Below are 15,671 nucleotides of genomic sequence, written 5' to 3' on the forward strand. Positions count from 1 at the left end.
GAACTCGAGATCAACGGCCTCGCGCCGCAGGAGTGTTTGCGCGTGCGCCAGGAGCGTAGCCAACCCTTGATCGTCGAGTTGGAGGCGTGGTTGTGTGAACAGCGCGCCAAGCTCTCCAAGAACAGCGATACGACCAAGCCAATCAATTACTGCCTCAGCCGCTGGAATGCAGCCATCCGCTCTCTTGATGATGGCGCCTGGGCATGTCGAACAATGCCGCCGAAACGCGAGCTACGCTCCGATGAGAGCGGCCGGCGCGCGGCTGCGATCTACAGTCAAAATAGTTCGATCGCCCGGACTCCGCAGACGGAGTCAAAAAGCGAGCCGGTCATTTTCATGTGCACTTGAATGTACGCAAGAAGATCTCGAGATTTATCAATGACCAAAGATTCTTCTCGTGGTTCTGTCGACCGCTAAGGTGCTCTGTCACAAGCCTACGGAGCCCAGGGCCGCTTATCATTTGCGCTAAACTGGAGGTTTCGCTCACCAGCATGTCCTGCACGAAATCACGGTAAGGGCCTCTAAACCATTCTCCGATCGGCACACGGAATCCTATCTTTTTCCGCCGTACGATCTCCGGTGGAAGGATCTTGTCCATTGCCGCGCGCAGCACAGTCTTGCCGCCCTTGCCTCCCGTCAGAAATTGGTCCGGAAAGCGGGCCACGACGCCGGCCAGTATCGTGTCCATAAATGGCATCCGGCCCTCGATCGACCCCGCCATCATCATTCGATCGCCTCGTTCCAACAGATCATCTGGAAGCCAGGACGTCTGATCGAAGAATAGTGTACGACGCAGACTAGATTTGAGCCCAGACGAGTACGGATAGACGTCTGGCGGCGTTGCCGACAGGGGCCGGCCTAGCATCGCCTCAACTTCAGCAACCGTAGTGCCGCCGAACCACACTCGCATTCGGTTCACAAGGTCGCGCTCGCCCGCGGCCAACGCAAGAATCTTTATGCGCCTCATCCCATAGGGCAATGAACGCACCAGCGGATAGATCAGCCGCTCGTGCAACAGCCGGGGCATCAGCCATTGGTACAGACCTATCCATTGCTCAGCCCGATGCTTCGGATATCCACCCATCAACTCATCGGCGCCTTCTCCCGTGAGTACCATCTTCACGCTGCTAGAGGCCATCTCCGAAAGCATGAAGATCGGGATGTCAGATGTCTCGCTGACCGGAGCACCACGGCGCAAGACGGCGGTTGACCAATGTTCCATGAAGGAGTCGGGTTCGACGAATAGTTCATTGTGAATCGTACCGAACTGACCTGAAACGACGCGCGCATGATCGAGCTCCGAATATTCCGCCTCCCGAAAGCCTACTGAGAAAGTTCGCACGGGCTCCGCGCTATGCCTAACCATGGTTGCCACGACCGCCGACGAGTCAATGCCCCCCGAGAGATAAGCGCCAAACGGCGCGTCGCTACGCATGCGAATGCGAACAGCCTCATCGAATGCCCCTTCGAACAGGCGAATTGCATCGTCGAAGGACTTAACGTCCGGCACTGTTGTCGCAAACGGTGGCGTGAAATAGCGTGTCGTTCTCAGCGTTCCGCCCTGCCATACGGCATAGTGACCAGGCTGCAGCTTCTTCACCGTGCGGAAAAAAGTGGAAGGTCCCGGAACATAACGATTAAGAAGATAGTGGCCCAGCGCTTCGGAATCGAACGCTCGGTTAAAGCCCGGAAACTGAACGAGCGGCTCAATTTCCGAGCCGAAGAGAAGAACACCCTGCAGTTCGGCGAGAAACAGTGGTTTTTTGCCGAAGGCGTCGCGTGCAAGTACTAGTCGCTGCTCTGCTTCATCCCACAACGCAAAGCCGAACATGCCGCGCAATCTGCGTACTGCGTGGAGCTGCCAGGCGCGATATGCTTCGATAAGCACCTCCGTGTCAGAGTTCGTGCGAAAACGATGGCCAAGGGCAACGAGTTCCTCTCGCAGTTCGAGGTAATTATAGATTTCGCCGTTGAGGATTAAGGTGAAGCGGCCATCCTCACTCGACATTGGTTGCGCGCCGCCACCGATGTCAATGATCGAGAGCCGGCGGTGGCCGAGACCGATTTGAAATCGCTCATCAGTCGTCTTGTAAAGCCGGTAGCCCGAGCCGTCCGGCCCCCGATGAGCCAACAAATCGGTAAGGCTGACAAGAGTCTTGCGATCCTGATGCGTCGCGGCCCCAAGAACCCATCCAAATATCCCACACATGCTAGACGCCTTATCTGGACCACTGTGCTCCTTCTGGGGACGCTGCGATCAAGCTATCAACTAAAACGAACCAGCTGCGCCATTGCCGCAGGCGGTGATGGCGATACCCCTTTCGGCCTTGAGACGGCTGATCACCGGAAGCAGCTTGATCGCTTCCGGATAGGTACCTGACAGAACTAGAAAGTGCTTCTGCACGCCTCACCCGCCCGCCTGGCTCGTTCCAGGCGGCAGCGCGCTGCTCGCTCGCGGTGCCATGCCCAGGCTCCGGCGTACAATAGCTTGGGCCAGAATTCCGGCGAACAACGTATTGGTCTTGGCATATCGCCACCACATGCGCCCCGGCTCCTGATAGACGCGGTACAGCCATTCGAGCCCAAGGTGCTGCATGCGAACCGGCGCCCGCCGTACTGCGCCGGCAAGAATATCGAACGCCCCACCGACCCCCATGATAAAGGGAACGCCGAGCGCATCGCGATGGGACGCAAGGAAGTGCTCTTTGCGCGGCGTCGGCATGCCGATAAAAAGGCAGTCGGCGCGACTGGACCGAATTTCACAGACCACGTCGGCCTCCTGCTCGCGCGTGAAGTAACCGTCCCTGAGGCCTGCGAACGCGATCGAGGGATGCTTGTCGAGGACTCGCTGCGCGGCCTGTTGCAACACGCCGGGCGTCGCCCCGAGAAAATACGGTTTGAAGCCCTCGCTTGCACAGAGTGCGAGAAGCTCGGTGAGCAGATCGATGCCGGTTACCCGCGACTTGACCGGCAGGCCGAGTGCCCGCGCGCCCCACACGATGCCCATGCCATCGATGCTGATCACATCGCTACTAGCGACATCGGCAGCGAGCACCGGATCAAAGCGCATGCTGACGAACTTGTTGACGTTGAGCGCAACGTGTTGCAAGCGCTGCTGGCTATGCATCGCCTTGCGTGCGAGTTCGACCGTATCGGCCATCGTCAGGACATCAATGGGGCACCCTAGAAGTGACGCACGCATCTCCACCCCCGCGGCCGCTAGCCAAGTCTGAACACCTCAAGATTCATCCCACTACAATAGCATTCGGGCGTGCCGAGCTAGTGCGAGCAAAAGGGTTGTTACGGGGGCTGAGTGGCTACCCAGTTGTGAGTACCCAGCTGCCGTCTACGTAAGGCCGCAAGCTGAACATCGAGCCGAGCCGATGCGCATTGAAAACGGATTGGAATCAGGCGGCGCCATTAGGTAGTGGATGCAAGTTTCTACCCAGCTGCTACCTGGTGTGGCGCGAAGGTAGCACGAACATTACCCCGTGTTGCATACTACCCTTGGCGTCGGGGAAGCCCGACATCACAAATTTCGACGAAGCGGTTAGGACGTTCAGTAACGCAACTATTGGAGCGAACGTCGTCTCACTACGGCAAACGTCCGGGTGAATCGTTGGAAGGCTGCGAAATTCGCGTTCTATCGGACTGTCGCTATAAGGCAGGCCGCGGGTCTGTCCTCCCTACGTCGTCCAATCAAGCAGGATCATCTTTCATTTAGCGCTCCACATTGGATTAGAAGCCGGTCTCGCCAGCTGGACACCACGCTTGTGAGTAAGCCACTAAAAGTAGTAAGGTCATAGAGAGAGCCTTAGGATCTTCAGGCTGGTTGGGTACCAAGGATATTATCGCGCATCGCTGCGCAGCGTTCTCAGAAGAGCGTCGGATTGATCTTCGCCGTTAAAGCCCGCACTGTTAGGCGGGAATTGCCAAGGATGGCTCCGCCGGAGCTTATTGACGGACTTCGGTGTATTTGATGAGTACGACCCAGGACACCCTTCGGTTGATCGTGGCCACGCCCTACGGCCTGCATGGCCGAGGAGGAATTGATCGCCTTACGGATCTCATCATCGATACAATCGACCAACGCGGAGATCTTGGCGTCAAGGCCGAGCGACTGGTAACCAGGGGACAGAAGAGCAAATGTTGGGGAGTGGTGGTCTTTGCGCGGGCACTGATTCAATTCTGTGTCGCCGCGGGACGCGGGAAGGTTGACCTAATCCATTTTCAGCTTGCATGGCGCGGGAGCGCGTACCGCAAGCTGATCATCGCGGCTATAGCGCGCTATTTTGGGGTGCCCTATGTCGTTCATCTTCACGCCGGCCAGTTTGATCAATTCTGGGCAAGAGCCGGGACATATTTGCGTCGAAGCATCAATCGATTGTTCGTGGATAGTGCGGCGATTATTGTGCTAGGCGACTATGGTGCGCGCGTCATTCTCGATCGGCTTCCCAGCCTTCGCGATAAAATAACGATTCTTCCGAACGCAAGCACGTCCCCGAGCCAACCAAACCTGGGCCGATCGGAATCCGGGCAAATTCGCATTACCTTTCTCGGTTTCCTTGAACCAGATAAGGGTGTGCCACAACTCGTTGATGCCCTCGGAAAACTGGCATGCCGCACTGACTGGACCGCGACTCTAGCTGGAAGCGGAGAAATAGAGCAAACCCGCGATCAGGCTCAACGGCTCAAAATCGCCGATCGCGTGGATTTCCCAGGCTGGCTCGGCCCTTCAGAAACCGCGGCGCTGCTCCAGCAGACCGATGTTCTCGCGCTCCCATCTTTTGTCGAATCTCTGCCAATGGCGGTCATCGAAGCCTTCGCTTACGGTGTAGCTGTGGTCGCAACACCTGTTGGTGCGGTTCCCGAAGTCGTTGCTCATGAACGCAACGGGCTCCTGGTGCCTGTGGGGGACGCTGAGGCGCTTGCCAATGCGTTTAACCGATTGCTCGAAGATAGAGCGTTGATGCGCCGCCTGGGCGACGCCGCCCGCCGCGACCATGCGGAACGATATGAAATCAACACCTACATAAAGCGACTGGTATCGATCTGGCGAAAGGCCGCACGGTGTCGAGAGCCGGAGACACGTGCTTGACGCCGCCCCTATTTGGCTTCTTAGAAAGGGACTTTTGGCAACCGCGAGTCGTAGCTTCGTGCAGATTTGCCCCCCGTTACTGCGGTGTCTGCAGCGGCGATCGTCTCAATGGTGGCGAGCTGCAGTTCACGGGCGCGCCTCCCGGAGAGTTGCGGTGTTCTCAGCTCACCGTCGCCCGGCCCAGGCCCGAAGCATCTCTTCCAAGTGCTGCCGATGGGATCGTTTCACAAGTAGCGTTTGCGCTGCCAACTGCACCCCATTCATTCGCGCCGCGAACGAAACTTCCGAGTCAAACGCACTGCTCACCCCAATGCGGGGAAGCGCGAATTGGTTGAGACGATCGTTGCCCAGCTGACCATGTCGTGTTGTTACGGCGCTCAAATAACCCACCTCTTTGGCGAGATGCTCTTCACGCACACCGCACGCCCCATACGGATAAGCGTGATGCCGGACAGGCATCTGAAGTAAGTTCTCCAGATAGTTGCGGTTATCGGCCAATTCGGCTCGCGCTACGGTCGCGTCAATGGTCGCCAGCGCTGCGTGTGAGGTAGTGTGCCCGCCAATTGATGCGAGAGGATGACGCGATAACTCTTGAAGCGCGCCCTCGTCTAGGAAGTATTGGTTGTTCAACGTCGATATCGAAATACCAGCGTTGTTGAAGGTCGGCGCAAGCATTTCGGCACGTTTGTAATCCTGGTGAACCCACTGGTCGACTCTTGTCAAGGCGAACCGCTTGCTCTCGAAGTCAGGACAATGAAACCGAATGCCCATTGCATCGATTGTGATGTCATCTCTTGAGCGAAACAGCTCGCGCAATCCTAACCACCAGGACTGCATGGTCCGCGTTAGCGCAGCGGTCGGCACGTAAATCATGAATGGAGCGTTGTTGCGCTCAAGGATTGGAAGCGCCACCGAGACATTGTCCCGGTACCCGTCATCGAAAGTGAGGACCGCGTAGCGGCGCGATTGGTCATTTCTGGCCAGCCGCTCAAGGCACTCCTCGAGGCTGACAATCGCCCATCCCTCTTGTTGGAGCCAACTGAGCGAGTATTCGAATAGTTCAACAGAAGTTCCGGTCATTAATTCCGACCGACAATCCCGCTGAATTTCGTGAAACATTACGATCGCCGCCCTACCAGCGAAGATCCTGCGAAAGACCGGAAAAAATCCGACGCTCCCGATTGCATGAAATACAAGGTCTTTAAGCTGCCGCTTCAATTGAAGGCACCTCCGCAGTGGTGATCCGTTCAGCCCTAGCGACACCGACGCTCAGGGCACAACTTCGATACAAGTTTAGCTAGAGGCTACGAATAACGCACTTCGATTGAGTTCAACCGGTGCTCGCGTTGTGGCTACCCCATTTTGAGTATTGGCCGGTGTCGTGGACGGGTGGTATCGTAAGGAATGACCTCCCAATTCCTGATGGACCCGAAGCGCGCGCACCACTACAAGGTGGAAATCGGGCTCGCGGATCGGTTGCGCAATTCTTCGCGCGCGGAGCGCAAGCATCTTTACAGCTCGGTGTACGAAGAGCTGTTTCGCGAGGTGCCGTACCACCCGCTGCTCGTGCTTAAGAGCCAGGGGGCGGTGAAGCGGGCCGAGTTGCAGGAGCTGTTCGAGACGCTCCGTCCGTTCCTGAATCCTGACACGGTCTATGCGGAGATCGGAGCTGGCGACTGCGCGCTCACGATGCTCGTCGCGCCGCACGTGCGGAAAGCCTACGCGATCGATGTCTCCGAGACGGTGACGCGCGGCGCGAACGCACCGAGCCTTGAAGTCGTGCTCTCCGACGGCATCAGCATTCCAGTAAAGGCGACGCTGATCTTCTCGAACCAGCTGATGGAGCACCTCCATCCGGAAGACGCCCGCGACCAGCTCGCCAACGTGTTCGCCGCGCTGGAGCCGGGCGGAAAATACTTCTGCATCACGCCTAACCGCATGAACGGTCCGCACGACGTCTCGGGCGGCATCGATGAAGTGGCGCGGGGCTTTCACTTGCGCGAGTATACCAATCGTGAGCTAGCGGGCCTGTTCCGCTCCGTGGGTTTCGCGCGGGTGCAGGCTTTCGTGCGCATCCGCAAATTCCAGACGACGCTGCCGCTGGGCGTCGTGATCGCGCTCGAAACCGCCGTCGGCTGGCTGCCGCGGAGCCTCGGATGGCGCGTTTCGAACCTGCCGATACTGCGCCGCATGCTCGGAATCCAGCTCATCGCGACACGTCGCTGAGGACACGTCCCAGACGCTCCTGGAGTGGTCGACAACCAGTATTTGTTCGGCGACAAGCTGCTGATTCCTGGCCGGCCCTACCAATTTTTGAAAGCAGCTCGCGAAGGGCAGCCGCATCGAGCTCTGCTCGGCCAGAAGCTTCTTCAGCAAGGGAAGCCGACGGGGTAATCCGAAAGGGCCGGCACTTGAGGCGAATTTGACCGTAGGATACGTGCGTATAACCACGTTACCGTGGACCTTTCGCACACCGTTGCCCAGGTCGCCAGGGCTGAACGCCCCTGCTGAGTGCGCCGCATCGGAGAGGCCGACCGGACGGAAAGTCAGCCTGCGCCAAGGGAGCCAAGTCGATGAAAGCACGAACCCGGATTCCGCTGACGAACGGTTGGGATCACTCGATGGAGGTGATGTCCCGCGCGATTCGCTCGATCAAGGATCCTGGCAAGGTTCTTGAGATCCTCGAAGCTGGTTGCGGCCAGAAGTGGGATCTCGACATCGGCGCTGGCGGCTATGTGCTGACTGGCATCGACCTCGACCCCGAAGCCCTTCGCATCCGGCGCGACGAAACGAAGGACCTGCACGAATGCATCGTCGGGGATCTGCGCACGGCCGATTTCGGTCAGCGGACCTTCGACGTCATCTTCAACTCCTTCGTCCTGGAGCACGTGCCGGGGGCGCAGCAGGTCCTGGAGAACTTCAACAGATGGGTGAAACCGGGCGGGCTGATCATCATCGTGATCCCCGACCCCTATTCGGCGTACGGCTTCACCGCCAGGATGACGCCGCACTGGATTCACGTGCTCTTCTATCGCCTGATCCTCGGATGGAAGAACGCCGGCAAGCCAGGCTACGGCCCCTACAAGGTCACCTACGACCAAGTGGTGTCGCGCCAAGGCATTCGGGCGTTCTGCGGAGAGAAAGGACTGGTCCTGGCCGCCGAATACGGGATGCCTAGCAGCCACGGCCTGAACAACAACAGCCTCAAGCTGAAGCTGGTGGAAGCCTACAAGAAGACGCTTCAGGTCCTGTCCCTCGGCCGCCTGAGCTCCGATCACAACGACATCATCTTTATCATCCGCAAACCGGCTCTCCCCGCGAGGGCGAACCTGCAGGTCAGCGCTGCCCTTCCCGCCTGATTTGCAGGTTCTAGCGACGGGTCATATCCATCAAGCGCCGGCGGATCGCGCGGTGCAGCGCCGCCACGCTTCCCGGCGCTCTCGTGAATGATGGGACGACACCGCTTTATCGCCAAGTCGGATTCCTATGAAGTCGCGGCGCGAACGGAAGAAGATCGAGATGCTGTTCGCACGTCTGAAGCGCATCCTGCGCTTCGACCGGCCCAGGTTGAGAGACCCATCGGCGGCTCGAGAAGAGGTTTCTCCTTGCTGCCACGGCTCAGAACTAAGGAAGCAATAAACCGAGCGACCTCATGAGCGATGAAGTCGCGTTGCTTCCCTGTTTCGTTTGAGCCTCCAATGCGATCACTGTACCGCATCGGCGTGATTAAGCTTCCCTGCGCACACGACCTCTTTCCGCGAAAGAGCGCGGATCAGCGGATGGTTGTGAGACGGAGCTCTGGCGACTGGTCGCGCGGTCCAGATTTTGACGATCCGCGACACCGACTAAGCGTGTACGAAGCACCCGCGCAACACGCGGCAAATTGCACTTACGTGCGTTCGCGTCGGCTGGCTCCGGTCGCTTTCGATCTTCGGCAACGCTGACGGCGAAGCAATCTGACGGGAAAATCGCACCTGCGCCTTGAATCAAGGCGATATGGGCATGTATTAGGCCGACATACATTGGTATAAATCATACTTTGAAAGTTTTTTCGCCATTTTTGCTTATTAACCCCACCCCAGCAGTCGGGGGGCACCAATCCCACTGCTTTGAAATGTGCTCGCGGTCCGAGACTGCGATGCAATGAAATCCGCTCGCGGTCTGAGGCTGCGATGCGTTGAAATGTGTTCGCGAAGCCAGTCGCTGCGAGCATGCGGTATGTTGCGCGCCATCGTGATGCGCGGCAGTGGAAATTCCTCGTCAACGTCAAAGAGAAACAACTTCCGTAACTCGAAGGAGGCCTGAATTGGATACCACCGGCACGATCACGTCATTTTCGGCTGCGCCGAAAACGTACCTTAGCATTGGGGGGGACAGCTACTACGTTCAGACCCCGGGCAAGAGCTACAGCATGACCAATCCGGACCCCCAGACTCTGCAATTTTCAATTCAACCTGGCGATCGCGCCTGGTTCGATGGATCAGGTGTCGATCGCTCTGAAATAATGTTGGCTAACTATATTCAACCGGGGACTCCCATCGCCATCGACTACCAGTTTGCGGTGCAGCCCAACGGGCCAAACAACACATTCGTCAACAACGCATGGTTCTTTGTTACCGCAGAAATGCATGATGGCGGCACTGTGTCTGGAACCTCGCCGCCATTCGCAATTGAGCTCAACGGCGACCATCTGCAGCTTGTCGCGCGCTATGTCCTGCCTGGCGGGAATCCCGCCCAGGGCTCCTCCGATCTGCATAATATGGTTCTATGGACCGACCCGAACCCGATTGTTCCGGGGCAATATTACGACATCAACATCCAGACCAACGTCTCGAACAGCGGCGGCGGCTATCTCAAGCTGTCGGTCGACGGCCAGCAGGTCGTGAACTATTCCGGCCCGCTGGGCTATGGCTCGCAGACCTATTGGGAAGAAGGCCTCTATCGGAATGCAGGTCCTACAGAGACCGTGACCGCCAACTTTCGCAATTTGACGCTGGTCACTGGGTCGACGGCAATCGGCTGGCAGGGAGTGGGCGACACGTCCACGTCGCCAACGACCCCGACCAACGTCGCGCCGACCGTGACCCAGGCCACCGCTTCACCGGGAACGGGAATCGCAGATAACGGTGATACCATCACAATGACGCTCGGCTTCAGTGAGGCCGTGACCGTCACCGGCACGCCAACGCTGTCGCTCAACGATGGCGCGACCGCCACCTATGTGGGCGGGTCCGGGACGAGTGCGCTCACCTTCAAAACGACCGTCGCACCGACTGACAAGGACACGTCGGCGCTCGCGATCACCGGGGTCAATCTTGCGAGCGGCGCCAGCATCAAGGATGCTTCCGGTCTTGCGGCGAATCTTTCGGGCGCGGCGAAGACGTTCACCGGTCTTCAAATTGATGCGACCCCGACGGCGCCAACGTCCCCAACCACGCCGACGTCCCCAACCACGCCAACCACCCCTACGTCACCCGTCACGAGGCCGGTCCTCACCATCGCGGACGATTCGCTCAAGGTGTACGGCAGAGGCGGTACGGTCGACCTGGGAGTCGGCGTGACAACGATCGATACCAATGACCGCGTGACCGTTAACATTACGGGGTTGCCAAAGTACGAGTCGATCACCTCCGCGCTCGATGGTCAGACGTTCAGGGGACGGGACATCACCTTGACGGCCGCGCAGGTCGAAAGCGGACTGACGCTGACATCGACCTACAGGGGTGGAGGTCATCCCGTCGCAGAGCTCATGCTGACCGCACGCGCGCAGGACCCGGTCACCGGCGCTGTGGCGTCGTCCGTGCCGCAGACCATCATCGTGACGGATCCGCGACCGACGACTACGACGACCACAACGGCGCCGCAGACCAGCACCGTGTCCTCGGTCTCGACGGGTTCGAACTTGCGGGGCCAAAGCTCTGTGCAGCAGCACGTGGACCCCGTCACCAGCACCGCAGCGCCCACCGCGCAGCGGCCGATCACCGGTACGGATCAAGCGCTGGCGACTGCCGCGAGCGCAGGATTCCTGACGAACCAGGGCTTTGAGCGGCTGCAGCAACATGTGGAGTCGTTCACCAGCACGCTGGCAACCGGTAGGCCGCAGGCGTTCGTGACGGATCCTCAGCTCGCGACGGGTACGACCACGGCGTCCCTGGCAAGCCAGAGCTTTGCGCTGCTGAACCAGTATCTGGCCGGTAACACTGGTCGGGTCGACTCCGGGCAGATCGTGTCAGCCGTGTCGCAAGCGACCGGTTGGGCGCAGGACGCTATCCTGACCAGACCGCACTGATCCACTACTTCCGCACCCGGGCGCATCAGCACCCCGGGTGCGGCACCATCAAAGTTTGGAATGCAGAGAAGGAACATCAAACGCGGCCGGTAGCCGCGAAGGGTTGAGTTAAAAAATAATGGCGATCCAGAATGGGAATGCCCACGCCGCAGACCACGGGCTTCGAGCCTTGGCTCTGTTTTTGCGCCTTCATGGCGTCCACGCCGAGCCCGACCAGCTCCGCGATCGCTGCGGAAGCAGCACGATAAGCATCCGCGCCCTGCTTCGTTGCGCGCGCCAGTTTGGAGTCAAGGTCCGTTCGCGAACAACGCATTGGACGCGACTTGCGAGCCTCCAGCTCCCTGGGATCGCATCGCTGCGTGATGGCGGGTTTCTGCTTCTCGGCAAGGTCGACGACAAAGGGGCACTCGTGCTGCACCCGACCGCGTCGCGTCCGGAGCTGATGACGCGCGCCGAATTCGAGGAAATCTGGGACGGCCGCTTGATCCTGACGGGATCGCAGAACGTCATCAATCGCGTGCTCCATGCTCTCGCTGACATGAGTGTCACCGTGCGTGGTCTGGCGCGCCGCGCCGTCGCCCCCGTAACGCGCGCTCGCGATACCGTAATGCGCGCCCGCGATTCATTGATGCGTGCGTGCTTCGGCGAACGAACCGATATGGCCCTTCAGGCGGCCAGATCCGACCTCGAGGCTGTGAGCATCGTGCCTCAGAGCGAGGACGAGTCTGGGCTCGTGGCAGTGGCAATCCTGTTACGATGCCATGGCATTGCGGCCGATCCCGAACAGATCCGGCATCGCATGGGTGCGGCGAAGTTGGGTGTTACGGAAATTCTGCGCTGCGCCAAGGAATTCGGGCTCAAGGCTCGTGCACAGAAGTCGAACTGGAGCAGACTTGCGGTCACACCGCTGCCGGGCATCGCCCTGCTGCGCGACGGCGGCTTCCTGATCCTCGGCCAGGTCGTCGACGACAAGCTTATGGTTCAGCGCCCATTGTCTCCCCGGCCCGAAACAATGACGCAGGCCGAGCTCGAGGCAATCTGGGACGGCGACATCATCCTGATGACGCGGCGCGCGTCCCTGACCGATCTTTCCAGTCGCTTCGATATCGGCTGGTTTGTCGGCGCGGTCCACAAGTATCGCCGTCTTCTCGGCGAAGTGCTAGTCGCGTCGTTCTTCCTTCAGTTCTTTGCCCTTATCTCACCGCTGTTTTTCCAGGTGGTCATCGACAAGGTGCTCGTGCATCGAAGCATGAGTACGCTCGACGTTCTGATCATAGGCCTTGTCGCGCTGACCGTGTTCGAGGCCATTCTCGAAACGCTGCGCGTCTATCTGTTCGCGCACACCACGAACCGCATCGATGTCGAACTCGGCGCCCGGCTGTTTCGTCACCTGATGGCGCTACCTATCGCGTATTTCCAGGCCCGCCGGGTCGGCGATTCGGTCGCGCGCGTCCGCGAACTGGAGAATATCCGCCAGTTCCTGACGAGCTCGGCGCTTACGCTCGTCATCGATCTGTTGTTCACCGTCGTCTTCCTTGCAGTGATGTTCTACTACTCGACGACATTGACGCTTATCGTTCTGGCGTCATTCCCGTTCTACATCGGCATTTCCGTGTTCGCGGCGCCGCTGTTTCGCCGGCGCCTCGATGAGAAGTTCAATCGGGGCTCCGAGAACCAGGCCTTCCTGGTCGAGAGCGTCACGGGCGTCGAGACGCTGAAGGCTATGGCGGTCGAGCCGCAGATGCAGCGCCGATGGGAGGAGCAGCTCGCCGGCTACGTAAGCGCCAGCTTCCGCGTGCTTAGCCTGAACAATACGGCAAGCCAGGCGGTCCAGATGATCAACAAGCTGGTCGTCGCGGCAACGCTTTACTTCGGCGCCAGACTTGTGATCGGTGGTGATCTCACCGTCGGCGAGCTCGTCGCGTTCAACATGCTGGCCGCACGTGTGAGCACGCCGGTGCTGCGTCTCGCCCAGATGTGGCAGGATTTCCATCAGGCCCGTCTGTCAGTCGATCGCCTCGGTGACATCCTCAACACCATCCCGGAGCCGAGCTTCAGTCCCGGCCGCGCCGCATTACCGCCGATCCGCGGGCAGATCACGTTCGATCACGCGACGTTCCGCTACCGCATCGACGGCCCCGAGGTGCTGCATAACGTGTCATTCAGCGTCCAACCCGGCCAGGTCGTCGGCATCGTCGGCTCGTCCGGCTCGGGCAAGAGCACCATCACCAAGCTGATCCAGCGTCTCTATGTGCCGGAGAGCGGACGCGTGCTGGTCGACGGCGTCGATCTCGCGATGGTCGATCTGACCTGGCTGCGGCGCCAGATTGGCGTCGTTCTCCAGGAGAACGTGCTGTTCAACCGCTCGATTCGCGAGAACATCGCGCTGGCCGATCCGACCATGTCGATGGAACGCGTCATCGAGGCGGCATCGCTCGCCGGCGCTCATGACTTCATCCTGGAACTGCCCGAGGGTTACGACACCATCGTCGGCGAACGCGGCAGCAGCCTGTCGGGCGGGCAGCGCCAACGTGTTGCGATCGCGCGCGCGCTCATTACCGACCCGCGCATCCTCATCCTCGACGAGGCGACCAGCGCGCTCGATTACGAAAGCGAGCGTGCCATCCAGCAGAACATGAAGCGAATTGCCGCCGGCCGGACCGTGTTCGTCATCGCCCATCGGCTCTCGACCGTGCGCAATGCGAACCGGATCATCACGCTCGAGCATGGCCGCATCGTCGAGGACGGCAGCCATGATGAGCTGATCCGTTCGAACGGGCGTTACGCAAACCTCCATTATCTGCAGGCCGGTATCCATGACGTCCGCTAGCCGAAACATCGTCCCGTTTCCGAAAACCCCGGCTCCGGCTCGCCGCCGCGAGCAGGAAATCGCGTTCCTGCCAGCGGCGCTCGAGATCACTGAAACGCCACCGTCGCCGATCGGGCGCGCGATCGGTGCGAGCATCATCGCGGTCTTCTGCTTCGCGGTGGCGTGGGCGTCATTCGGCAGCGTCGACATCGTCGCCACCGCGACCGGCAAGATCGTGCCGGGCGGGCGCACCAAGCTGATCCAGCCGTTCGAGACGGGTGTCGTCCGCGCCATCCACGTCCGCGACGGGCAGACCGTAAAGGTCGGCGACGTTCTTATCGAACTCGATCCGACGATGACGGAAGCCGACAACGAACGCCAGAAGAGCGATCTCCTAGCGGCCGAACTCGACGCTGCCCGGCTGCGCGCCGGGCTCGCAGAGGATCCGCTTGCCGCCTTCCGGCCACCGCAGAGCGCAAGCGCCGCGGAGATCGAGATGCATCGTCAGTTCCTGATCAGCCAGCGCGCCGAACAGAATGCCAAGCTCGCCGAGATCGAACGCCAGCAGGGCCAGAAGGAAGCGGAGCGGGCGACGACTTCGGCGAGCGTCGCGAAGCTGCAGGCGACGATACCGGTGCTGCAGGAGCGCGTGGACATCCGCAAGAACCTGGTCGACAAGGCACTGGCTTCGAAGGTCGTCTATCTCTCCGAATACCAGGAGCTGGTCGGCCTTCAGCAGGACCTCCTGCTGCAGCAGAGCCGGCTGCGCGAAGCCGATGCAGCCATAGCGTTGCTGAAGGAAACGAGGGAAAAGACCGCCGCGGAGTATCGGCGCTCGACCTATGACGCGCTCGCGAAAGCCGAGCAGAAAACTGCGAGCGCTGCGCAGGAGGTGATCAAGGCAGAACGGCGCACGAAACTCCAGCGTTTGGCCGCGCCCGTCGACGGCGTCGTGCAACAGCTCGCCGTTCATACCGTGGGAGGCGTGGTGACGCCTGCTCAGGCGCTCGCCGTGGTGGTTCCGAGCGAAAGCCAGCTCGAGATCGAGGCCATGCTTTCCAACCGCGACATCGGGTTCGTGCATCCGGGACAAAAAGCGGAGATCAAGGTCGACACATTTAACTTCACGCGCTACGGGCTCCTTCATGGCGAAGTTCTCAGCGTTTCGTCCGACGCTATCACGCGCGACAGGCAACAGGGCACTTCGAATGACCGGGCTATGGGCGCGACGACGAACAGCAGCGAGCCGAAAGGTCAGGAGCTGGAGTATGCCGCTCGTGTCTCGCTCGACCGCGCGGCAATGCAGGTAGACGAGAAGCTCGTCAAGCTTGGGCCCGGAATGGCCGTGACGGTCGAGGTCAAGACAGGCTCGCGCACCATGATCAGCTACCTCCTCTCGCCGCTGGCAAGGTACAAGCAGGAATCTCTGCGGGAGCGATAGACGAAGCATCGATGAGCATTGCGGGTAACTGGAG

General features: G+C 59.9%; 10 protein-coding genes and 2 pseudogenes. 8 read left to right on the top strand and 4 right to left on the bottom strand.

The genetic code is table 11. The features are described 5' to 3' along the window. Positions 1-6 precede the first annotated feature (6 nt). A pseudogene (locus C7G61_RS10235) lies at positions 7-348 on the top strand (IS66 family transposase); the annotation flags it as partial. Here the strand turns inward: C7G61_RS10235 and asnB are convergent. The 3 genes from asnB to C7G61_RS10245 are packed head-to-tail and all read right to left on the bottom strand — an operon-like array spanning position 335 to position 3,160. Continuing rightward, the gene (gene asnB / locus C7G61_RS10240; RefSeq protein WP_108513940.1) at positions 335-2,209 is read right to left on the bottom strand and encodes an asparagine synthase (glutamine-hydrolyzing); all 1,875 of its coding nucleotides are present in this window, start codon (positions 2,207-2,209) and stop codon (positions 335-337) included. The pseudogene C7G61_RS10235 and the gene asnB overlap by 14 nt on opposite strands. A gap of 60 nt (positions 2,210-2,269) precedes the next feature. Beyond that, entirely contained in the window at positions 2,270-2,404 is a 135-nt protein-coding gene (locus tag C7G61_RS46985; protein WP_274542264.1) for a hypothetical protein, read from the bottom strand. 3 nt (positions 2,405-2,407) lie between these two features. After that, on the bottom strand, positions 2,408-3,160 hold the full coding sequence (locus C7G61_RS10245; RefSeq protein ID WP_244608230.1) for a WecB/TagA/CpsF family glycosyltransferase: 753 nt from the start codon (positions 3,158-3,160) through the stop codon (positions 2,408-2,410). An 819-nt stretch (positions 3,161-3,979) separates the two neighbouring features. Here C7G61_RS10245 and C7G61_RS10250 point away from each other — a divergent pair. Beyond that, the gene (locus C7G61_RS10250) at positions 3,980-5,098 is read left to right on the top strand and encodes a glycosyltransferase family 4 protein (protein ID WP_108513942.1); all 1,119 of its coding nucleotides are present in this window, start codon (positions 3,980-3,982) and stop codon (positions 5,096-5,098) included. A 165-nt stretch (positions 5,099-5,263) separates the two neighbouring features. Here C7G61_RS10250 and C7G61_RS10255 read toward each other — a convergent pair whose 3' ends face one another. Further along, a complete protein-coding gene (locus tag C7G61_RS10255; RefSeq protein ID WP_244608231.1) occupies positions 5,264-6,316 on the bottom strand; it encodes a polysaccharide deacetylase family protein in 1,053 nt (350 codons plus the stop codon). A 186-nt stretch (positions 6,317-6,502) separates the two neighbouring features. Between C7G61_RS10255 and C7G61_RS10260 the strand changes: the two genes are divergently transcribed. The 6 genes and pseudogenes from C7G61_RS10260 to C7G61_RS10285 all read left to right on the top strand — a co-directional run bounded on the left by C7G61_RS10260 (position 6,503) and on the right by C7G61_RS10285 (position 15,637). After that, complete coding sequence (locus C7G61_RS10260) at positions 6,503-7,324, top strand: class I SAM-dependent methyltransferase (protein WP_108513944.1); 822 nt, start codon at positions 6,503-6,505, stop codon at positions 7,322-7,324. A 395-nt stretch (positions 7,325-7,719) separates the two neighbouring features. After that, entirely contained in the window at positions 7,720-8,457 is a 738-nt protein-coding gene (locus C7G61_RS10265; protein WP_190241751.1) for a class I SAM-dependent methyltransferase, read from the top strand. 133 nt (positions 8,458-8,590) lie between these two features. Then, positions 8,591-8,726 (top strand): annotated as a pseudogene (locus C7G61_RS45970) (transposase); the annotation flags it as partial. A 678-nt stretch (positions 8,727-9,404) separates the two neighbouring features. Further along, positions 9,405-11,387: a heparin lyase I family protein gene (locus C7G61_RS10275; RefSeq protein WP_108513946.1), complete on the top strand. Its 1,983-nt coding sequence runs from the start codon at positions 9,405-9,407 to the stop codon at positions 11,385-11,387. Positions 11,388-11,505: 118 nt separating this feature from the next. Then, positions 11,506-14,217 carry a type I secretion system permease/ATPase gene (locus C7G61_RS10280; RefSeq protein ID WP_108513947.1) on the top strand — a complete coding sequence of 904 codons (2,712 nt, stop codon included), beginning with the start codon at positions 11,506-11,508 and terminating at the stop codon, positions 14,215-14,217. Continuing rightward, positions 14,204-15,637, top strand: a complete 1,434-nt coding sequence (locus tag C7G61_RS10285) for an HlyD family type I secretion periplasmic adaptor subunit (protein WP_108513948.1) — start codon at positions 14,204-14,206, stop codon at positions 15,635-15,637. Before C7G61_RS10280 ends, C7G61_RS10285 begins: the two co-directional genes overlap by 14 nt. Positions 15,638-15,671 lie beyond the last annotated feature (34 nt).

The sequence above is a fragment of the Bradyrhizobium algeriense genome (assembly GCF_003062295.1).
Classification (GTDB): Bacteria; Pseudomonadota; Alphaproteobacteria; order Rhizobiales; family Xanthobacteraceae; genus Bradyrhizobium; species Bradyrhizobium algeriense.